Here is an 18,937-nt window from a genome sequence, read left to right as displayed (position 1 = left end):
TGTTGTTAGCGCTGAGGATGCGGCCAGCGCAGGTATGACGCGCCCTTTGCGGGAGCGGCGTCTGTCCGCTGCTTGCGCCAGCCGCCGGTCTTCGGCTCCTCGGACGACTCGTAGTGGTCTGCCCGCGGTGTCGTCATCGCGTCTGCCTCCACCTCACGGTGAGGCTCCTCCAGCCCCGACATGTAGACGGGCTCGCCGGCCACCGGCGTCGCCGACCGCACCCGTGCCAGGGCTTCGATGTCGCTGGCGAGTCGCACCGCAAGGCGCGCCAGCGCGATGCCACTGACGAAGACGATCAGGACGCCCAGCCCTGAGAAGTACGAAATCTCCAGCGCGGCCCGCTTCCGCTCGGTCACGGCGATCGGGTCTCCGGCAGACCCGATTCCCAGCAGCGGAGCGACTTCACCACCGATCACGAACCATCCGCCGGCCAGGACCGCCAGCCAGCCGCCCACAATCGCGGTGATCCGATTTCCGGAAAAGATCAGCAGCAGGCCGCCCAGCGCGGCGATGCCTCCTGGCAACACCTCGAGCCAGCCCCGGGCCGTGCTCCATGCCCAATCCTGATCGGGCGTGTAGGCGAAATTGAAATGCGGACCGACGAACGGTATCAACGCACCCCAAGCACCCAGGACGACCAGGATCAACCCGCAGACCGCGCCGCGGGAACGTGGCATCCACAACCTGCCTGGATGGCCTTCTTGTGCGTTACTCATTTACATCCCCCTATAGACGCCGGACTACTTCAGCAGGGCGGGGATACCCTGCGGTTCGCGCTTGTAACCTCTGGCAGCTCCCACGGCCGTGACCCGTGTGGCCGGCGTGTCTGCTGTTACGGGGCGAGGCCAAGCGCCAGTAGCACGATTGCGATCAACGGGAACGCCCCCTGCGTCACCGCTGCCCGCGCTTTGTCCGGCGCCGACACCACCAGGACGACCGCGGCCGCGGCCATGGATCCGATCCCGGCGAAGACGAGTGCCGCTCCGACGGCCCGGTGTCCCATCGCGACCTCGGCGATCCCAATGCCCGCGGCAATCGCCAGGAAAAGGTTGTAAAAGCCCTGATTGAAGGCGAGCAGCTTGGTGGTCTCGGCCTCCTCGGCCGTCGTACCGAAGGCGGCGCGGGTACGGGGTGAGGTCCAGGTCAACGACTCCATCGTGAAGATGTAGACGTGCAATAGCGCCGCAAGCGCGGCGAATACCAGTCCGGCGGTGATCATGACGCCTCCTACTCGAACAGCCCAGGTTGAGCCAGACCGGTGACTCCGGCTGGCGGTGTCATACCCAGATGAGTCCAGGCCAGCGCGGTGGCCACCCGGCCGCGCGGCGTGCGAGCGACCATGCCGGCGCGCACCAGGAACGGCTCGCACACCTCCTCGACGGTGGTCGCCTCCTCCCCGACCGCCACCGCGAGCGTCGAAACCCCGACCGGCCCGCCGCTAAAGCTGCGGGTCAGCGCCGACAGCACCGCCCGGTCCAGCCGGTCGAGCCCGAGCTCGTCGACGTCGTAAACCTCCAGCGCCGACCTGGCGACGTCGCGGGTGATCACCCCGTCCGCCCGCACCTCGGCGAAGTCCCGCACCCGGCGCAGCAGGCGGTTGGCGATCCGGGGCGTGCCGCGGGAGCGACGGGCGATTTCCGCGCCGGCTTCGGCGCCCAGCTCGATGCCCAGGATCCCGGCCGAACGCGCCAGGACTCGCTGCAAGTCGGCCGGCTCGTAGAAATCCATGTGCGCGGTAAACCCGAAGCGGTCCCGCAGCGGTCCGGTCAGCGCGCCGGACCGGGTGGTCGCACCGACCAGGGTGAACGGCGCAACGTCCAACGGAATCGATGTTGCCCCAGGGCCTTTGCCCACGATGACGTCGACCCGGAAGTCTTCCATCGCGAGGTAGAGCATCTCCTCGGCCGGGCGGGCGATGCGGTGGATCTCGTCGATGAACAACACATCGTGCTCGACCAGGTTGGACAGCATCGCGGCCAGATCGCCCGCACGCTCCAGCGCCGGCCCCGAGGTCACCCGCAATGAGGACCCGAGTTCGCTGGCGATGATCATCGCCAGCGACGTCTTGCCCAGCCCCGGCGGGCCGGACAGCAGAATGTGATCCGGTGTGCCGCCGCGGTTTTTGGCGCCTTCGAGGACCAGCTGCAGCTGTTCGCGGACCCGGGCCTGGCCGATGAACTCCCGCAGCGAGCGGGGCCGCAGACTGACATCGATGTCGCCCTCCCCGATGGTCAGCGCCGGGGACAGGTCGCGATCCGCATGGTCTTCGGAGTACTCGTCACTCATTTGGACTTACCCAGCAACGACAGCGCGGCCCGTAAAGCGCCGGAAGTCGTTGCCTGTTCGCCGTTTTCGCGGACGGCGGCAAGAACTTTGTCGGTGGCGTCCTCGGCCTGCTTGGCCGCGAAGCCCAGACCGACCAGCGCCTCGACCACCGGGCCCCGTACCCCGTGGCCATTGAGACCCGCACCCGCCGGTGCTGCCGTGGGCGTGCCGGCGGGATAGATCTTGTCGCGCAACTCCAGCACCATGCGCTCGGCGCCGCGCTTACCGATGCCCGGCACCCGGGTCAGCGCGGCGACGTCGCCGTCGGCCAGTGCGTGGCGCAGCGCAGCGGCGTCGTGCACGGCCAGGGTCGCCATCGCCAGTCGCGGCCCGACTCCAGAGACCGATAGCAGCGTCAGGAACAGGTCGCGGTTCTCGCCATCGACAAACCCGTACAGCGTCTGCGAATCCTCGCGGACGATCATCGCGGTGATCAGGCGGGCCTCGCTGCCGTGGCGCAACGTCGCCAACGTGGACGGGGTCGCGTTCACCCGGTAGCCGACACCGGCGGCTTCGATCACCACATGATCGAGTGCCACCTCGAGCACCTCACCGCGCACCGAGGCGATCATCGGCCCGCTCCCGCTTTGGCCGCCTTGGCCTTGGCCGCCAACTTGGCGCGGTAAACCTGGCGCGCCTCGGCGGCCAGCGCATCGGCCGCGGCCATCCGGGCCAGTATCGGCGCTCTCCAGCAGTGGCAGATGGCCAGCGCCAGCGCATCGGCCGCGTCGGCCGGGGTCGGTTTGGCTTGCAGCGCAAGGATTCTGGTCACCATCGCGGTGACCTGGGCTTTGTCGGCAGCGCCGTTGCCGGTGACCGCGGCCTTGACCTCGCTGGGGGTATGGAAGTGCACGTCGATATCGCGTTTGGCCGCCGCCAGCGCGATCACGCCACCGGCCTGCGCGGTGCCCATCACGGTCGACACATTGTGCTGGGCGAAAACCCGCTCAACCGCGATCACGTCAGGATGATGTGTATCCAGCCAGTGCTCGACGGCGTCGCTGATGACCAACAGCCGTTTGGGCAGGGCGGCATCCGACGGGGTACGGACCACGTCGACATCGAGCGCGACGATATTTCGCCCACGCCCGCTTTCGACTACGGACAGCCCGCATCGGGTCAATCCTGGGTCGACGCCCATCACGCGCATAGCATGCTCCAACCTAGTACCGAACAGCTGTTCGATAGCCTAGCGGTCGGGTCCGACCCCTAGGGACAGGACACGCGACACCCACCCACTTTTGGGTCGGGCACTTTAGGGCTCCCAGCCGGCAAAAGCTGTTAACTTAAGCCGACGTTCGCTCCGCCGCCGCGTCGACGGGAGGGTTTGCGTGGGAACAGTGCTGGTGGTGCTGGCTGCGGTGCTGTTCATCGCGTCGATCGTGGTGTTTGTGGTGGCTTCACGGCGGCCCAAGGCAGCGGCCGGGCCGCGCGGGCGCAGCGACCCCTTCTCCTCCGATGCCATGCCGCAGTTTGGACCCCGGCAACTGGGCCCGGGCGCCATCGTCAGCTATGGCGGTGTCGACTACGTGGTCCGCGGATCGGTGACGTTTCGCGAGGGACCGTTCGTGTGGTGGGAGCACCTGCTGGAAGGCGGCGACCAGCCGACCTGGTTCGCCGTGGAAGAAGACGACGGCCGCCTCGAGCTGGTCATGTGGGTGACTCGCAAGGACCTCACGTTGCAGCCCGGCGACCAGTATGTCGTGGACGGGATGGCATTTCGCGAGGCGGAGCGCGGTCGGGCGTCCTACACCACCGAGGGCACCACGGGCCTGCCGGCCGGCGGCGAGATGGAGTTCGTCGACTGTGCCAATGCCGACGAGTCCGTGCTGCTCTCCTTCGAGTGCTGGGCACCCGGCACGCCCTGGGAGATCTCGACGGGCAAGCCGGTATCGCCGGGCGAGCTCACCGTCTACCCGGCGCCGCCGGCCTCCGCGTAGGACCGCGCGGTGCCGCTCTATCAGCTCGCCGTGGCTCCGGCCGACGTGTCTGGAAGCAGGCTGCGGCTCGCGCTCAACGCGCCCGCACCCCCGCTGCTGGCCAGCCACCTGCTCCGCCATCCCGACGGCAGCGCGCTGCGGCTCGGGGTGCTCGGCGCTTCGCATCTGGTCACGGTCGAGCACGCCGACAGCAGCTTCTCCGAACAGGTGTCCTGCACCGCGGGCAGCGATACCGGCGAGCTGCCCGAGCGCGCCGAAGCCTGCGGTTACTCGCTGGAATCGCGCACCGACACCCACGACGAGGCGGCGTTTCGCCGACTGGCCCGCGAGCTGCGCGACCGGTGTCGAGCCGAAACCGGCTGGCTCGGTGGTACTTTCCCCGGCGATGACGCGGCGTTGACCGTGCTGGCCGCCGAATCCGACGGCGCCGGCTGGCGCTGGCAGACGTGGCACCTTTACCCGCGCAGTCCTTTTGGGTCCGGTGGCGAAGTGGTTCACACGGCGAGCCGGTGGCGTCCGTGAGCCGCAAACATCTGTTCTGGCTCGGCGGTGGCCTGGCCTTGGCTTCCGTGGTGTCCCTGATTGTCGGAATCATATTGCTGCAGAAGGATATTGCGTCGTATATCGCGAGCAACTACCGCGAGTACTCGCGCGACGCCAATGGCACGCGATACCTGTGCAGCGGATCACCCGACCAGGTGGCCGACACACTCGCCGACTACCAGGAGCCCGAGGCGCGCGCGGACAACGACAACAACGACTACCTGCGCTACAGCAACAACATCGTGATCGTCGGCCCAGATGGAAACCAACCGTGCAGCATTCGCGTCGAAAGCCTCGGCGCCGGATACAGCCACGGTTCGTTCATCTACCTCGGCCCGGGCTTCAATCCAGGATCCCCGTCGAGCGGCTCCGGCGGTAGCCCCGGCGGCCCCGGCGGAACGAAATAACAAAGGAGACAGCCATGTACCTCGCCTTCGATATCGGAAACGTGGACCTCGACCCCGTCCTGAAAGGCGTCGTCGCGACGCTGCTGTACTTCGTCGTCGGCACGGCAGTCCTGATCATCGGGTTCTACATGGTCGATGTGTTGACCCCGGGCAAGCTGCGCCAGCTGGTCTTCGTCGACCGCCGCCCCAACGCCGTCGTGGTCGCCAGCGCGATGTATGTCGCGCTCACCACCGTCATCGTCAGTGCCATCGTCAACAGCTACAGCCAGTTGGCTCAGGGGCTGGTGGGCGTGGGGGTGTACGGACTCTTGGGCGTGATCCTGTTGGGCATCGCGCTGCTGACACTGCACCTGGTGATCCCGGGCAGCTTCCACCAGCACGTCGACGACCCCGAGCTGCATCCGGGCTCGTTCGCGGTGGCCCTGATGTTGTTGGCGGTAGGAGGAGTGACGGCCGCCGCGGTGTCATGACGACCAGCCAGGATGCGGTCCGGGCCGCGCAACCGTCGACACGCTGGCGAGCCGTGCTACTCGCCGCCGTCGCGGCGTGCGCGGCGTGCGGCATCATCTACGAACTGGCGCTGCTGACGCTGTCGGCGAGCCTGAACGGCGGCGGTATCGTCGCCACCTCACTGATCGTCGCGGGCTACATCGCGGCGCTGGGCATGGGCGCGCTGCTGGTCAAACCGCTGCTACGGCATGCAGGCATCACGTTCGTCGCCGTCGAGGCGCTGCTGGGCATCATCGGCGGCTTGTCCGCGGCGACGCTGTATGCGGTGTTCGCATTCCTGGACGGCGCGATCGGTTCGACGTGGGTGCTGGCGGTGGGCACCGCGCTGATCGGCGGCCTGGTCGGCGCCGAGGTCCCGTTGCTGATGACGCTGCTGCAACGTGGCCGCACGTCCGGCGCGACCGACACCGGCCGCACCCTGGCCAACCTCACCGCGGCCGACTACCTCGGGGCGCTGGTCGGCGGATTGGTCTGGCCGTTCGCCCTGCTGCCACATCTCGGGATGATCCGCGGCGCGGCGGCCACCGGCGTCATCAACCTGGTCGCGGCGGGGATCGTGGCGATGTTCCTGCTGCGGCGTGTCATCTCCACCGCGCAGCTGGTGACGGCGCTGTGCGCGCTCGCCGCGGCCCTCGGGTTGCTCGCCGTGCTGCTGGTACACGCCCATGACATCGAACTAACGAGCCGCCAAAGGCTTTACGCCGATCCGATCATCGCCTACCGGCACACCGCCTACCAGGAGATCGTGGTCACCCGCCGCGATAGCGACACCCGGCTATATCTGGACGGCGGGTTGCAGTTCTCCACTCGGGACGAATACCGCTACACCGAAAGCCTGGTGTATCCCGCGCTCGGCAACGGCGCGCACTCGGTGCTGGTGCTGGGCGGCGGTGACGGGCTGGCCGCACGTGAACTGTTGCGCCAGCACGGAATCGACAAGATCGTGCAGGTAGAGCTGGATCCCGCCGTGATCGAGATCGCCCGCACCACCCTGCACGACGCCAATGCCGGAGCGCTGGACAACCCTCGGGTTTCGGTGGTGATCGACGACGCGATGCGCTGGCTTCGAGCATCGCATCCGGGGCTGCGTCCCGCCGGGGGGTTCGACGCGGTCATCGTCGACCTGCCCGACCCGGACACACCCGTGCTGGGCCGGCTGTACTCAACCGAGTTCTATGCCCTTGTCGCACATGCACTTTCCCCCGATGGGCTGCTCGTGGTCCAGGCGGGCAGCCCGTTCTCCACACCGACCGCGTTCTGGCGCACGGTGTCGACCATGCACTCAGCGGGGTATGCCGTCACGCCCTATCACGTGCACGTGCCGACATTCGGTGACTGGGGTTTCGTACTGGCCCGCCCCGGCAACGCCGCACCGATGCCCAGCATGCCGCCCGACACGCCGCCGCTGCGCTACCTCAACCCGCAGGTACTACAGGCCGCAACGGTGTTCTCCGACGACATCGCGCCGCGGCCGCTGGAACCGTCAACGCTGGACAACCCGCGCATCGTCGAGGACATGCGCCACGGCTACGACTAATCACTCGTCGTCGAGAGCGGCCAGCACCTCGTCGGACAGGTCGACATTGGTCCAGACGTTCTGCACGTCGTCGCTGTCATCCAGCGCGTCGACGAGCTTGAACACCTTGCGGGCAGCCTCGACGTCGACCGGCACGCTAACCGACGGCTGAAAACTCGCCTCGGCCGAGTCGTAGTCGATGCCGGCGTCCTGCAACGCGGTACGCACCGCGACCAGATCGGTTGGCTCGGAGACGACTTCGAAGCTGTCACCGAGATCGCTGACATCCTCGGCGCCCGCGTCGAGCACCGCCGTCAGCACGTCGTCCTCGCTCAGGCCGTTCTTCTCCAGCGTCACCACGCCCTTGCGGGTGAACAGGTAGGAGACCGAGCCCGGGTCCGCCATGGTGCCGCCGTTGCGCGTCATCGCCACCCGCACCTCGCTGGCGGCGCGGTTGCGGTTGTCGGTGAGGCACTCGATCAGCACCGCCACGCCGTTGGGCGCGTAGCCCTCGTACATGATCGTCTGCCAGTCGGCGCCGCCGGCTTCCTCGCCGGCACCGCGCTTGCGGGCACGCTCGATGTTGTCGTTGGGCACCGAGGTCTTCTTCGCCTTCTGGATGGCGTCATAGAGCGTCGGATTGCCTCCCGGGTCGCCACCGCCGGTACGGGCGGCGACCTCGATGTTCTTGATGAGCCGGGCGAACTCCTTGCCACGGCGGGCGTCCTTGACGGCCTTCTGGTGCTTGGTGGTGGCCCACTTGGAATGGCCGCTCATCTGTGTGTTCTACCTCTTCTGTTACTTAAAGTTCGCCGACGAGTCTACGTGGACGATCGGGGCGAGTTATCCGGCCACTGCCGAATACCCGGACGTCGCGTGTGCACCGACGCTCACAGCTCGGTTTCGGAGTGTGCGATTCGGGAGACCCTGAGAGGGTGAATCAGCCGAAAGAGCCCGAAGACGCCAGGGAGTCGACCGAAGAGCAGCGCCGGCAGCAGGAAAAACTGGAACAACAGGACGACGACCCTGACGCGCCGGGTTTGCATCAATCCCAACGCAATGTCCCGGATGAGAGCACGCGTTAGCTGCGACCCCTGACGATGTCGACGAACAGCTGGTGGATGCGCCGGTCTCCGGTCATCTCCGGGTGAAACGCGGTCGCCAGCTTCGGTCCCTGCCGGACCGCGACGGCGTGTCCCGCGGCTCTGGCCAGCACCTGCACGCCGTCTCCGACGCGCTCGACCCACGGTGCCCGGATGAACACCGCCCGCACAGGGCCGTCCAAGCCCTCGAACTCGACGTCACCTTCGAACGAATCGACTTGACGTCCAAAAGCGTTGCGCCGCACCGTCATATCGATTCCACTTAGCGGCAGCGCTTCGCGTCCGTTCGTACCTGCGTCGAGAATCTCGCTGGCCAGCATGATCATGCCGGCGCACGCGCCATAGGCCGGAAGCCCGTCGGCCAGCCGCGCCCGCAACGGCTCGAGCAGGTCGAGGTCTCCCAGCAGGTGGCTCATCGTGGTGGATTCCCCACCCGGAATGACCAGCCCGTCGATCACCTCGAGCTCGCGGCGGCGGCGCACCGCCATCGACTCGGCTCCGGCGTCGCGCAGCGCCGACAGGTGCTCGCGGGTGTCGCCTTGCAGGGCCAGCACGCCGATCATCGGACGGTTCACGGCTGGTATCCGCGCTTGAAGCGGGTCAGCCCCTCCTGCATGACCGCCGCGACCATCTCACCGGACTGGGTGAAGATTTTTCCTTGGCACAGCGAGCGGCCGCCGCTGGCCGACGGCGAGGACTGGTCGTAAAGCAGCCACTCGTCGGCCCGGAACGCCCGCATGAACCACATCGCGTGGTCCAGCGAGGACACCTGCAGATGCTCACGCACGTCGAGGTGGGTGACCTGCGCCGATCCCAGCAGCGTGAGATCGCTCATGTAGGCCAGCGCGCAGATGTGCAGCACCGGGTCGTCCGGCAGCGGGTCCCGGTGACGAAACCACACCTGCTGCTGAGAGGCCTTGCCAGGCAACAGCTTTAAGCGATCGCGCGGCACGATGCAGACGTCCCACTCCTCGAACTGCTTGAACCCCGCGTCATCGAACACCTTGATCGAGTCCAACCCGGGTAGCCCGTCGGGTGGTGGCGCGGCCGGCATCGCGTCTTGGTGGTGGATGCCTTCCTGATTCGCCTGGAAGGAAGCCCCCATGCTGAAGATGATTTCGCCGTGCTGGATGGCGTTGACCCGCCGGGTGGCAAACGAACCACCGTCGCGGGTGCGCTCGACGATGAAAACCGTTCGCGCTAACGCATCCCCGGGTCGCAGGAAGTAGCCATGCAGCGAATGCACCTGATAGCGCGGGTCGACGGTGCGTACCGCGGAGACCAGGGACTGGCCGGCGACGTGGCCGCCGAAGGTGCGCTGCAGAAATCCCGATTCCGGACTAAAGACGCTGCCGCGGTAGATGTTGAACTCGAGTTGCTCGAGATCGAGGATCTCTTCGATCGCCACCGATGACCTTCGGCCTACCAGCCGCGCTGGGCCAGGCGATGCGGCTCCGCTATCTCATCCACATTGATGCCCACCATCGCCTCGCCGAGGCCGCGTGAAACCTTGGCCAGCATGTCCGGATCGTCGTAGAACGTGGTGGCCTTGACAATAGCGGCGGCGCGTTGCGCGGGGTCGCCGGATTTGAAAATCCCCGAGCCCACGAACACCCCCTCGGCGCCGAGCTGCATCATCATCGCCGCATCCGCCGGAGTCGCGATCCCGCCGGCGGTGAACAGCGTGACCGGCAGCTTGCCCGCCCGGGCAACCTCGACGACGAGCTCGAACGGTGCTTGCAAATCCTTTGCCGCAACGAACAATTCGTCTTCAGACAGGGAGGTCAGGCGACGGATCTCACCGCCGATGGCGCGCATGTGTGTGGTCGCGTTGGACACGTCTCCGGTGCCGGCCTCGCCCTTGGAACGAATCATCGCCGCGCCCTCGTTGATGCGCCGCAGTGCCTCGCCGAGATTGGTCGCCCCGCACACGAACGGCACGGTGAACTTCCACTTGTCGATGTGGTGGGTGTAATCGGCGGGCGTCAGCACCTCCGACTCGTCGACGTAATCCACACCGAGGCTTTGCAGGATCTGCGCCTCGACGAAATGCCCGATGCGCGCCTTGGCCATCACCGGAATCGTGACGGCAGCGATGATCCCCTCGATCATGTCTGGGTCACTCATCCGCGACACCCCGCCCTGAGCACGAATATCGGCGGGCACCCGCTCCAGCGCCATCACCGCGACGGCGCCGGCCCCCTCCGCGATCCGGGCCTGCTCGGGGGTGACGACGTCCATGATGACGCCGCCCTTAAGCATCTCGGCCATGCCGCGCTTGACGCGCGCCGTTCCCGTCTTGTTGGCCTGGCTCGACTCTGCGCCGCTGTTCACTAGCCCCTTCTCTCCTTGAACCATCGCGCTTCCACTCTAGTGGTGGGGCACAAAAATCGGTTTCCCCCCCGTTCGTGTGAGGTTTCTATGAGCCGTTTGACCTAAGTCACAGAGGACGTAAATGGCCATCATTTCGTGATAGAAATGCTTGCAGATATCCGCAGCAGTGCCATTGAGCTCCTTTGCCGGATATTTAGTTGAGGGAGGGGTCCCTCATTATTTTGGCCTTTGTTATTCGGCCTTTTGGTATTTGATGTTTGGCGTTTAGCCGAGAGCGAGAAACGGGGGAGGTTCAATGTCGCTGGACTACGGACTGTTGCCGCCGGAAATAAATTCCGCGCGCATGTATTCGGGGGCGCACTCGGGGCCGATGTTGGCAGCGGCAGCAGCGTGGTCCGTGGTGGCCGCCGAGTTGGAGTACACGGCAAGCTCCTTCCGTGCGACTGTGACGTCGCTGACCAGCGGGCCCTGGAAGGGCCCGGCGGCGACAATGATGGCGACGGCTGCCGCTCCGTACGTGCTGTGGTTAACTGCGAGCTCGGAAAACGCAGCGGCTGTGGCCCTCCAGACGACATTATCGGCCAGCGCGTTCGAAGCGGCGTTTGCCGCTACGGTGCCCCCACCGGTCATCGAGGCCAACCGCGACCTGCTGCTGGCTTTGATCGCGACCAACATCTTGGGTCAAAACACCCCGGCAATCGCGGCGACCGAGGCCTTGTACATGGAGATGTGGGCCCAAGATGTCGCGGCCATGACCGGCTATGACCTCGCCACGGCGGCGGCCGGCGCCACGCAGACACCGTTCAGCATACCGCCGCTGACCCTGTTCAGCGTCCCCGAGGGGAGGTTCGTTTCCTTCCCTGAGCAGTTGTTCGAGTGGATGACAGGCGCGGTGATGGGTCAACTGAAGGACCCGATGACGCAGCTGCAGCTGCTCTCGACGCCGGCGCAGTTCGCGATGGAACCGATGCAAATGGCGATGGGCCAACTCATGTCCGGCGCCAACGTGTTGCCGAGCACTGCCGGCAGCGTTCCGGCGATGAATCCGGTGCTGGCATCCACCGTCAGTCCGGCGGCAGCTGGCCGCTTGGTCAGCGCGAGCGCGGGACGCGCGGCCTCGATTGGTCCGTTGTCCGTGCCGGCAGCCTGGGCCAATGCCACGTCGGCGGCGCCCGCAATTCCCGCGGCGACCGCGGGTGTCCACCGCCGCGGTGAGCCCGCTTTCGGCGAGCGTGGCCACAACGTCGTCTTCGCCCTCGATCAGCATGCCCGGGCGAGTGGTGGGTGCCGCGGCAGCGGCGGCCGCGGCGCGCAAAGGCTCCGACATCGTGCCCGGTACGGGCCTAGGCATAAGGCGCGCCCAATGACATTTGTGATTACCGACCCCGCAGCGATAGGCACGGCGGCCGGGGAGTTGCGCGGGATCGGTGCGGCACTCGATGCGACAAACACGGCCGCGGCAGCCCCGACGACGGCAGTGCCGCCGCCGGCCACGGATTCAGTATCGGTGCGAACGGCGGCACGCCTGGTCGCACGGGCCGAGCAGTATCAGGTGGTCAGCGCGCAGGCGAAGCTATTTCATGAGCAGTTCGTGCAAACCCTGCTCAATGCGCAGAAGTACTATGCCGAAACCGAAGCCGAAAATAACGCCAGCATGGCGGCGGGGGCGGCGACGCAAAGAACAAAAGCGCTGATCATGGGCGGCACCGGAAACCCGAAACCGGACCCCGCGTATATGACGACAATCCAAAAGGCGTTTCTGCAGAAATACCCAAACATCGAACTAGTGAGTCTGCGAACTCCGGAAGAGCTCTGGCCTCTTACCGGCCTGGGCAGCCGAACCTTCAGCAGATCGGTCGCCGAAGGTGTCTCAGCCTTGAACCATGCAGTCATGACGGAGACCCTCGCCGGCAACAAGGTTGTCGTCATGGGATATTCGCAGAGCGCAACCATCGCCAGCGTGCACATGCGCTACCTGGAGTCCCTTCCGGCCGCCCTACGGCCAAGTACACAACTACTGGAATTCACCTTGGCGGCGAATCCGAACAACCCGTTCACCGGGGGTCTGTCGCAAGGGCTCTTCGGGTTCGGGATGCCTGGCTTCGGAGAGTTTCGCTTCGCGACGCCGCTGACGACGCAATACGCGACCCGGATATTCACGCTGGGATACGACGCGGTCGCCGACTTCCCGAAGAACCCGTTCTGGCTTCCGACTGGCGCGAACTCGGTGTTCAGCTTGTTTAAAGCACACCACATGGCTTCCTATGTCTCCGCGTTAGAATCCGGGATCGGCACCATCCAACAACAAATCGGCAACGTGACGATGCACTTCATCCCGAACGTGAACCTGCCACTGCTGGATCCGCTGCGGATGTTCCTCCCCACCCTGGGAAATCCGCTGGCTGACACGCTCCAACCGTTCCTCAAGCCGATCGTCGACCTGGGCCAGTACGGGTTGCTCCCGAGTCCGCTCAACCTCGGGGGAGCCATTGGCACGGGCGGCACAGCTGGGATCACCACCGGATTCCCGGCGCTGGCAGCCACCGGAACGCCGGTGCTGGCCTCCACCGAGCTCCCCGGGCTGGGCTCCACCGGAATGCCGGCGTTGGGCTCCATCGGAATGCCGCCGGTAGGCTCCATCGGGATGCCGTTGCCGCCGGTGGGCACCGAACTCCCCGCACTGGGCTCCATCGGAATGCCGCCGGTAGGCTCCATCGGAATGCCGTTGCCGCCGGTGGGCTCCATCGGGATGCCGTTGCCGCCGCTGGTCCCCGCCGGTGTGGCGAGCGGGTTCTAGCTCAGCGCATGGACTGCAGCCGGCGACGGCTCACGGCGTTGCGTGCGGTGCACGAAGAAGAACTCCTCGCTGTCGATCAGCGCGCCATTGAACTCGAACACTTTGTCGCGCCGCCAAATCAGTCCGACGATGCCGGCCGACGCAACCGGTAAATCGGTCTCCTCGGACAGCACGGTGCTCGATTCGGTCATCACCACCCGTGCCGAGGTGCGGTGCTCCCTTGAGCATCTCGGCGATACCGCGCTTGACCCGCGCCGTTCCCGTCAGTGCCGTACTCGACTGTTGGCCGCTGTCCACTAGGTCCCTGTCGCCTTGAGTCGCGCTTGGACTCTAGTGGTGAGGCACGAAAGCGGTTTTCCCGCCGTTTATGTGAGATTTCCATGGGGCGGTTGACGCGTGTCACATCGCCCGCAAATGGCCGCCACGTCGTGTTAAAAATACGGTCAGATATCCGCAACAGGCCATTGTGCTCCTTTGCCCGATATCTATGGGGGGAGGTCGCCCTCCACACTTCGGCCCTCGGAATTTGAGGTTTGGCCGAGAGCGAGAAACGAGAAGAGGATCAGGTGTCGCTGAACTACGGACTGTTGCCGCCGGAAATCGATTCAGGACTCATGTATTCGGGGGCGCACTCGGGGCCGATGTTGGCAGCCGCAGCAGCCTGGCACGAGTTGGAGTACACGGCAAGCTCCTTCCGTGCGACCGTGACGTCGCTGACCGCCGGGCCCCTGAAAGGGCCCGGCGGCGACAATGATGGCGACCGCAGCCGCTCCGTACGTGCAGTGGTTAACTGCGACTCGGAAAACGCAGCGGCGGTGGCCCTCCAAACGGCATTATCGGCCAGCATCCCGAGGGGAGGTTCGTTTCCTTCCCTGAGCAGTTGTTCGAGTGGATGACAGGCGCGGTGATGGGTCAACTGAAGGACCCGATGACGCAGCTGCAGCTGCTCTCGACGCCGGCGCAGTTCGCGATGGAACCGATGCAAATGGCGATGGGCCAACTCATGTCCGGCGCCAACGTGTTGCCGAGCACTGCCGGCAGCGTTCCGGCGATGAATCCGGTGCTGGCATCCGCCGTCAGTCCGGCGGCAGCTGGCCGCTTGGTCAGCGCGAGCGCGGGACGGGCGGCCTCGATTGGTCCGTTGTCCGTGCCGGCAACCTGGGCCAATGCCACGTCGGCGGCGCCCGCAATTCCCGCGGCGACCGGGGTGTCCACCGCCGCGGTGAGCCCGGTTTCGACGAGCGTGGCCACAACGAGGCGCGCCCAATGACATTTGTGATTACCGACCCCGCAGCGATAGGCACGGCGGCCGGGGAGTTGCGCGGGATCGGTGCGACGCTGCACGAGACGAACGCCGCCGCCGCGGCCCCGATGACGGCTGTGCCGCCGCCGGCCACGGATTCAGTATCGGTGCGAACGGCGGCACGCCTGGTCGCACGGGCCGAGCAGTATCAGGTGGTCAGCGCGCAGGCGAAGCTATTTCATGAGCAGTTCGTGCAAACCCTGCTCAATGCGCAGAAGTACTATGCCGAAACCGAAGCCGAAAATAACGCCAGCATGGCGGCGGGGGCGGCGACGCAAAGAACAAAAGCGCTGATCATGGGCGGCACCGGAAACCCGAAACCGGACCCCGCGTATATGACGACAATCCAAAAGGCGTTTCTGCAGAAATACCCAAACATCGAACTGGTGAGTCTGCGAACTCCGTCAGAGTTCGCGCCGATTATCGGCAGCCGAACCTTCAGCAGATCGGTCGCCGAAGGTGTCTCAGCCTTGAACCATGCAGTCATGACGGAGACCCTCGCTGGCAACAAGGTTGTCGTCATAGGGCATTCGCAGAGCGCAACCGTCGCCAGCGTGCACATGCGCTATCTGGAGTCCCTTCCGGCCGCCCTACGGCCAAGTACACAATTACTGGAATTCACGTTGACAGCCAATCCGAGTAACCCGTTCGGCGGCATTCTGACGCAACCGATCCCGGGTTTCGGAGAGTTACGCTTCCCCATGCCGCTGACGACGCAATACGCGACCCAGATGTTCACGATGCAGTACGACGTGGTAGCCGATTTCCCGAAGAACCCGTTGTGGCCTCCAACTTTCCTGAACTCGCTGTTCAGCTTCTTTGACACGCACTACATAACTTCCCATATCGCCGCGTTAGAATCTGGGGTCGGCACCATCCAACAACAAATCGGCAACGTGACGATGCACTTCATACCGTCCACACGATTGCCGCTGCTGGATCCGCTGCGGTGGTACCTCCCCACCCTGGGAAATCTGCTGGCTGACACGCTCCAACCGTTCCTCAAGCCGATCGTCGACCTGGGCCACTACGGGTTGCTCCCAAGTCCGCTCAACCTCGGGGGAGCCATTGGCACGGGCAGCACAGCTGGGATCACCACCGGATTCCCGGCACTGGGCTCCACCGGAATGCCGGCGTTCGGCTCCACCGGAATGCCGGCGTTCGGCTCCACCGGAATGCCGGCGCTGGCCGGCACCGAACTCCCCGCGCTGGGCTCCATCGGAATGCCGCCGGTGGACTCCCTAGGATTGCCCCCGGTGGGCTCGCTGGTCCCCACCGGTGTCGCGAGCGGGTTCTAGCTCGGCAGCTCGGTGGAACGGATGGCCGCGCGCTCGGTGATGCGCCGCAGCGCCTCGCCGAAATTGATCGCCAACGAATAGCACGATGAATTTCCACTTGTCGATCTGATGGTGCAATCGGCCGGGGGGTGAGCACTTCGGATTTGCCACCGTAATCCACACCGAGGCCTCGCAGAATTAGCGCCTCAATGAAATACCCACTGCGCCTTAGTCATCACCGCATTCGTGACACCCCGCCCTGAATATCGGCGGGCACTCGCTGCAGCTCCGTCACCGCGACCGCGCCGCTGTCCTCTAACGGCTGTTCCGCCCGATTCCGGTCACAAACGGGTGCGACGTAGGTCACATTGTGCTAAAAATTGCGTCAACCGTTTGCGCAGACTGTTGCTGCCCGTGCGAATTCACGGGTCACAGCCCTGGTCACACCGCCGGTGGGGTTTGGTCGAGGAGGGGTTCGGAGATGTTGCCGGATTTCGTGCTGTTGCCGCCAGAAATTAACTCCGCTCGCATGTACGCCGGACCGCGGTCGGGGACGATGTGGGCTGCGGCAGCAGCCTGGGATACGGTGGCCGCCCAGTTGGGGTCTACGGCAAGCTCCTTCCAGTCGACGGTGTCGTCGCTGACCAGCGGGCCCTGGCAGGGCCTGGCGGCGACGATGATGGCAAATGCAGCCACTCCCTACGTGCAATGGTTGACCGCGACGTCGGCAAACGCAGAGCTGCTGGCCACCCAGACCCGGTTATCGGCCGGCGCATTCGAAGCGGCGTTTACCGCGACGGTGCCCCCCGAGGTCGTCGTGGCCAATCGCACCCTGCTGATGACGCTGATCGCGACCAACATCTTGGGGCAAAACACCGCGGCAATCGCGGCGACCGAGGCCGACTACACCGAGATGTGGGCCCAGGACGTGACGGCCATGACGGGCTATGACGCGAGCATCACGGCGGCTCAGGCGGGATGGACGCCGTTCAGCAACCCGCCGCTGAACCTGTTCAGCTTGCCTACCCTCACCTACATCTCGCCCCTTCAGCGGCTGTTCGACTCGCTGTTCAATTCGCTGACCCAGCAGCTGATGAACCCGATGACGCAGCTGCAGATGCTCTCGACGCCCGCGCAGTTCGCGATGGAACCGATGCAAATGGCGATGGGCCAGCTCATGTCCGGCGCGAACCCATTGCTCAGCGGTGCCGCCAGTGTCCCGGCAATGGATCCCTTCCTGGCGTCGACGGTCAGTCCGGCTGTGGGCGGGCCGGGCGCGGTGCAGCTCACGGGCGCCGTGATGACCGGGGGAATGGGCAGGGCTTCCACCGTTGGGCCGTTGTCCGTGCCGGCGACCTGGGCCAATGCCACGCCCGCGGCACCCCAAGTTCCCGCGGCGGCCGGGGTGGCCACTGCCACGGTGAGCCCACTGTCAACCAGCCTGCCCGCCACCCCGCACCCGCCCTCGATGAATGTGCCCGGGCGATTGATGAGCGCGGCCGCTCCAGCGGTCGCCGCGCACCGCGCGGGTGGGCCACCGCGCCGAATGGTGGACTAGTCAGGAGGCACGCCCGATGCCATACGTGATCACTGACCCCGACGCGATAGGGGCGGCCGCCGACGAGTTGCAAGGGATCGGTGCGGCACTCGATGCGACGAACACGGCCGCGGCAGCCCCGACGACGGGAGTGCTGCCGCCGGCTACGGATTCGGTGTCGGTGCGCATGGCCGGATTCCTGGACGCCCAGGCCGCGCAGTATCAGACGCTAGCCGCGCGGGCGGAACTGTTCCACGACCAATTCGTGCAAACGCTGACAATCGCAGAGAACAACTACGCCCAAGCCGAGGCATCCAACGCGTCCGCCATGCAGTCGGCGGCAGGCAACCAGATTGCACTGATCATGGGCGGTACCGGCAACCCGGAACCCAGTGCCAGCTATCTGCAGGCGGTCTACCAAACGTACGTCCTCCCGAACTACCCCACCTATACCGCGCAGGGTCTAACCACGCCCGAGCAGCTGTGGCCGCTCACCGGCCTCAACAGCCAAACCTTTGGGCAGTCGGTCCAAGAGGGCATCGCGATACTGAACAACGCGGTGATGACCCATACCGCCGCGGGCGACCAAATCCTCGTCGTCGGCTATTCGCAGAGCGCCACGATCGCCACGATGGAGATGCGCTATCTCGACGCCCTACCAGCCGCCCTGCGGCCGAGCCCCAACCTGCTGAACTTCATGATGCTCGCCGATCCGAACAATCCGGTGACCGGCGGCATCCTGACCCGCTTTATCCCGGGGGCCTTCACCGGATTTCACGTGCCTACGCCGATAGACACCATCTACACGACCGCCATTTACGGCATCCAGTGGGACCCCGTCGCACAGTTTCCCGCGGGCATTTTCAATATCTCGGCCGACCTCAACGCCCTTTTCGGCTTGCCGCTGCACACCCAAACTCCGTTGCTGACCGCTGCGCAACTTGCCACCGCGATCCAACAGCAGATCGGCAACACGACCTACTTCATCGTCCCCACCATGAATTTGCCGCTGCTGGATCCACTGCGGCTGATCCCCATCCTGGGGAATCCGCTGGCCGATCTGCTGCAACCGTTCCTGCAGCCGTTAGTCGAATTCGGTTACGCCACCGGGCTTCCCGGGCCGCTGCAGTCCATCGGCTCGCTCGCCGTCGCCGGCGCAGGCCCGGGTGTCGGGCTCCCGCTGGCATTGGGACAGCCGGCGGGCGCCGCCGCAATCCCGGGTTTCGGGCTCCCGCTGGCCGCGGGACCGCCGGCGGGCGCCGCCGCAATCCCGGGTTTCGGGCTCGCGCTGGCCGCGGGACCGCCGCCCGCGGGCGCCCTGCTCGTCCCGTCGAACGGGCTCTAG

Annotated in this window: 21 protein-coding genes and 3 pseudogenes; 13 read left to right on the top strand and 11 right to left on the bottom strand. The window is 65.8% G+C overall.

The annotated features are described in order from the left end of the window. Positions 1-5 precede the first annotated feature (5 nt). The 5 genes from DB708_RS13100 to ruvC all read right to left on the bottom strand — a co-directional run bounded on the left by DB708_RS13100 (position 6) and on the right by ruvC (position 3,475). A complete protein-coding gene (locus DB708_RS13100; protein WP_108922448.1) occupies positions 6-716 on the bottom strand; it encodes a hypothetical protein in 711 nt (236 codons plus the stop codon). 116 nt (positions 717-832) lie between these two features. Then, positions 833-1,219 (bottom strand): DUF1304 domain-containing protein, encoded by a 387-nt coding sequence (locus DB708_RS13095; RefSeq protein ID WP_108922446.1) that lies wholly within the window; start codon positions 1,217-1,219, stop codon positions 833-835. A gap of 8 nt (positions 1,220-1,227) precedes the next feature. Further along, positions 1,228-2,286: a Holliday junction branch migration DNA helicase RuvB gene (gene ruvB / locus DB708_RS13090; RefSeq protein WP_108922444.1), complete on the bottom strand. Its 1,059-nt coding sequence runs from the start codon at positions 2,284-2,286 to the stop codon at positions 1,228-1,230. Further along, positions 2,283-2,897: a Holliday junction branch migration protein RuvA gene (ruvA, locus tag DB708_RS13085; protein WP_108922442.1), complete on the bottom strand. Its 615-nt coding sequence runs from the start codon at positions 2,895-2,897 to the stop codon at positions 2,283-2,285. Before ruvA ends, ruvB begins: the two co-directional genes overlap by 4 nt. Further along, positions 2,894-3,475 carry a crossover junction endodeoxyribonuclease RuvC gene (ruvC, locus tag DB708_RS13080; protein ID WP_108922440.1) on the bottom strand — a complete coding sequence of 194 codons (582 nt, stop codon included), beginning with the start codon at positions 3,473-3,475 and terminating at the stop codon, positions 2,894-2,896. The genes ruvA and ruvC overlap by 4 nt, the downstream gene beginning before the upstream one ends. A gap of 181 nt (positions 3,476-3,656) precedes the next feature. On the opposite strand from ruvC, the gene DB708_RS13075 reads away from it, so the two are divergent. The 5 genes from DB708_RS13075 to DB708_RS13055 are packed head-to-tail and all read left to right on the top strand — an operon-like array spanning position 3,657 to position 7,262. Next, positions 3,657-4,265 (top strand): DUF4178 domain-containing protein, encoded by a 609-nt coding sequence (locus DB708_RS13075; protein ID WP_108922438.1) that lies wholly within the window; start codon positions 3,657-3,659, stop codon positions 4,263-4,265. Positions 4,266-4,274: 9 nt separating this feature from the next. Next, positions 4,275-4,787, top strand: coding sequence for a DUF2617 family protein (locus DB708_RS13070; RefSeq protein WP_108922436.1), 513 nt, complete (start codon positions 4,275-4,277; stop codon positions 4,785-4,787). Beyond that, positions 4,784-5,215 carry a DUF4247 domain-containing protein gene (locus DB708_RS13065; RefSeq protein WP_108924155.1) on the top strand — a complete coding sequence of 144 codons (432 nt, stop codon included), beginning with the start codon at positions 4,784-4,786 and terminating at the stop codon, positions 5,213-5,215. Before DB708_RS13070 ends, DB708_RS13065 begins: the two co-directional genes overlap by 4 nt. A 14-nt stretch (positions 5,216-5,229) precedes the next feature. Next, complete coding sequence (locus DB708_RS13060) at positions 5,230-5,685, top strand: DUF350 domain-containing protein (RefSeq protein ID WP_108922434.1); 456 nt, start codon at positions 5,230-5,232, stop codon at positions 5,683-5,685. Next, positions 5,682-7,262, top strand: a complete 1,581-nt coding sequence (locus DB708_RS13055) for a polyamine aminopropyltransferase (protein WP_108922433.1) — start codon at positions 5,682-5,684, stop codon at positions 7,260-7,262. Before DB708_RS13060 ends, DB708_RS13055 begins: the two co-directional genes overlap by 4 nt. On the opposite strand, the gene DB708_RS13050 is transcribed toward DB708_RS13055, so the two are convergent. Continuing rightward, a complete protein-coding gene (locus tag DB708_RS13050) occupies positions 7,263-8,018 on the bottom strand; it encodes a YebC/PmpR family DNA-binding transcriptional regulator (RefSeq protein ID WP_108922431.1) in 756 nt (251 codons plus the stop codon). A 158-nt stretch (positions 8,019-8,176) separates the two neighbouring features. Here DB708_RS13050 and DB708_RS27280 point away from each other — a divergent pair, with 158 nt between their 5' ends. Next, positions 8,177-8,326, top strand: a complete 150-nt coding sequence (locus tag DB708_RS27280; protein ID WP_165839816.1) for a hypothetical protein — start codon at positions 8,177-8,179, stop codon at positions 8,324-8,326. Here the strand turns inward: DB708_RS27280 and pdxT are convergent. Genes pdxT through pdxS form a run of 3 tightly spaced genes read right to left on the bottom strand, consistent with a single transcriptional unit; the run spans position 8,323 to position 10,678 of the window. Next, the gene (gene pdxT, locus DB708_RS13045) at positions 8,323-8,907 is read right to left on the bottom strand and encodes a pyridoxal 5'-phosphate synthase glutaminase subunit PdxT (protein ID WP_409347606.1); all 585 of its coding nucleotides are present in this window, start codon (positions 8,905-8,907) and stop codon (positions 8,323-8,325) included. The genes DB708_RS27280 and pdxT overlap by 4 nt on opposite strands. Positions 8,908-8,915: 8 nt before the next feature. Further along, positions 8,916-9,752, bottom strand: a complete 837-nt coding sequence (tesB, locus tag DB708_RS13040; protein WP_108922427.1) for an acyl-CoA thioesterase II — start codon at positions 9,750-9,752, stop codon at positions 8,916-8,918. A 14-nt stretch (positions 9,753-9,766) separates the two neighbouring features. Beyond that, positions 9,767-10,678 (bottom strand): pyridoxal 5'-phosphate synthase lyase subunit PdxS, encoded by a 912-nt coding sequence (gene pdxS / locus DB708_RS13035; protein WP_108922425.1) that lies wholly within the window; start codon positions 10,676-10,678, stop codon positions 9,767-9,769. Between the two features lie 295 nt (positions 10,679-10,973). Between pdxS and DB708_RS28310 the strand changes: the two are divergent. Next, positions 10,974-11,504, top strand: a pseudogene (locus tag DB708_RS28310) (PPE family protein); the annotation flags it as partial. Positions 11,505-11,558: 54 nt separating this feature from the next. Beyond that, the gene (locus tag DB708_RS28085) at positions 11,559-13,475 is read left to right on the top strand and encodes a PPE family protein, SVP subgroup (protein ID WP_409347605.1); all 1,917 of its coding nucleotides are present in this window, start codon (positions 11,559-11,561) and stop codon (positions 13,473-13,475) included. A 23-nt stretch (positions 13,476-13,498) separates the two neighbouring features. On the opposite strand, the pseudogene DB708_RS13025 reads toward DB708_RS28085, so the two are convergent. After that, positions 13,499-13,645: pseudogene (locus tag DB708_RS13025) on the bottom strand (exopolyphosphatase); the annotation flags it as partial. A 444-nt stretch (positions 13,646-14,089) separates the two neighbouring features. Here DB708_RS13025 and DB708_RS28205 point away from each other — a divergent pair. Genes DB708_RS28205 through DB708_RS13010 form a run of 3 tightly spaced genes read left to right on the top strand, consistent with a single transcriptional unit; the run spans position 14,090 to position 16,076 of the window. Further along, a complete protein-coding gene (locus tag DB708_RS28205; protein ID WP_369692929.1) occupies positions 14,090-14,371 on the top strand; it encodes a PPE domain-containing protein in 282 nt (93 codons plus the stop codon). Continuing rightward, positions 14,368-14,745: a PPE family protein, SVP subgroup gene (locus tag DB708_RS28200; protein WP_108922422.1), complete on the top strand. Its 378-nt coding sequence runs from the start codon at positions 14,368-14,370 to the stop codon at positions 14,743-14,745. Before DB708_RS28205 ends, DB708_RS28200 begins: the two co-directional genes overlap by 4 nt. Next, positions 14,742-16,076, top strand: coding sequence for a PE-PPE domain-containing protein (locus DB708_RS13010; RefSeq protein ID WP_108922420.1), 1,335 nt, complete (start codon positions 14,742-14,744; stop codon positions 16,074-16,076). The genes DB708_RS28200 and DB708_RS13010 overlap by 4 nt, the downstream gene beginning before the upstream one ends. Before the next feature lie 20 nt (positions 16,077-16,096). On the opposite strand, the pseudogene DB708_RS27680 reads toward DB708_RS13010, so the two are convergent. Next, positions 16,097-16,371 (bottom strand): annotated as a pseudogene (locus DB708_RS27680) (pyridoxal 5'-phosphate synthase lyase subunit PdxS); the annotation flags it as partial. A gap of 165 nt (positions 16,372-16,536) precedes the next feature. On the opposite strand from DB708_RS27680, the gene DB708_RS13005 reads away from it, so the two are divergent. Beyond that, positions 16,537-17,613, top strand: coding sequence for a PPE family protein (locus DB708_RS13005; RefSeq protein ID WP_108922418.1), 1,077 nt, complete (start codon positions 16,537-16,539; stop codon positions 17,611-17,613). Positions 17,614-17,629: 16 nt separating this feature from the next. Beyond that, positions 17,630-18,937, top strand: a complete 1,308-nt coding sequence (locus tag DB708_RS13000) for a PE-PPE domain-containing protein (protein WP_133251006.1) — start codon at positions 17,630-17,632, stop codon at positions 18,935-18,937.

Origin of the sequence: Mycobacterium montefiorense, assembly GCF_003112775.1 — a bacterium.
Classification (GTDB): domain Bacteria; phylum Actinomycetota; class Actinomycetes; order Mycobacteriales; family Mycobacteriaceae; genus Mycobacterium; species Mycobacterium montefiorense.
This window is presented reverse-complemented; position numbering and strand designations above follow the sequence as displayed.

Excerpts from the sequence above, each read along its gene's own strand:
- DB708_RS13100 (WP_108922448.1), bottom strand. The coding sequence starts at position 716 with ATGAGTAACGCACAAGAAGGCCATCCAGGCAGGTTGTGGATGCCACGT.
- DB708_RS13095 (WP_108922446.1), bottom strand. The coding sequence starts at position 1,219 with ATGATCACCGCCGGACTGGTATTCGCCGCGCTTGCGGCGCTATTGCAC.
- ruvB (WP_108922444.1), bottom strand. The coding sequence starts at position 2,286 with ATGAGTGACGAGTACTCCGAAGACCATGCGGATCGCGACCTGTCCCCG.
- ruvA (WP_108922442.1), bottom strand. The coding sequence starts at position 2,897 with ATGATCGCCTCGGTGCGCGGTGAGGTGCTCGAGGTGGCACTCGATCAT.
- ruvC (WP_108922440.1), bottom strand. The coding sequence starts at position 3,475 with ATGCGCGTGATGGGCGTCGACCCAGGATTGACCCGATGCGGGCTGTCC.
- DB708_RS13060 (WP_108922434.1), top strand. The coding sequence starts at position 5,230 with ATGTACCTCGCCTTCGATATCGGAAACGTGGACCTCGACCCCGTCCTG.
- DB708_RS13055 (WP_108922433.1), top strand. The coding sequence starts at position 5,682 with ATGACGACCAGCCAGGATGCGGTCCGGGCCGCGCAACCGTCGACACGC.
- DB708_RS13050 (WP_108922431.1), bottom strand. The coding sequence starts at position 8,018 with ATGAGCGGCCATTCCAAGTGGGCCACCACCAAGCACCAGAAGGCCGTC.
- pdxT (WP_409347606.1), bottom strand. The coding sequence starts at position 8,907 with ATGATCGGCGTGCTGGCCCTGCAAGGCGACACCCGCGAGCACCTGTCG.
- DB708_RS28085 (WP_409347605.1), top strand. The coding sequence starts at position 11,559 with ATGACAGGCGCGGTGATGGGTCAACTGAAGGACCCGATGACGCAGCTG.
- DB708_RS28205 (WP_369692929.1), top strand. The coding sequence starts at position 14,090 with ATGTATTCGGGGGCGCACTCGGGGCCGATGTTGGCAGCCGCAGCAGCC.
- DB708_RS28200 (WP_108922422.1), top strand. The coding sequence starts at position 14,368 with ATGACAGGCGCGGTGATGGGTCAACTGAAGGACCCGATGACGCAGCTG.
- DB708_RS13010 (WP_108922420.1), top strand. The coding sequence starts at position 14,742 with ATGACATTTGTGATTACCGACCCCGCAGCGATAGGCACGGCGGCCGGG.
- DB708_RS13005 (WP_108922418.1), top strand. The coding sequence starts at position 16,537 with ATGTTGCCGGATTTCGTGCTGTTGCCGCCAGAAATTAACTCCGCTCGC.
- DB708_RS13000 (WP_133251006.1), top strand. The coding sequence starts at position 17,630 with ATGCCATACGTGATCACTGACCCCGACGCGATAGGGGCGGCCGCCGAC.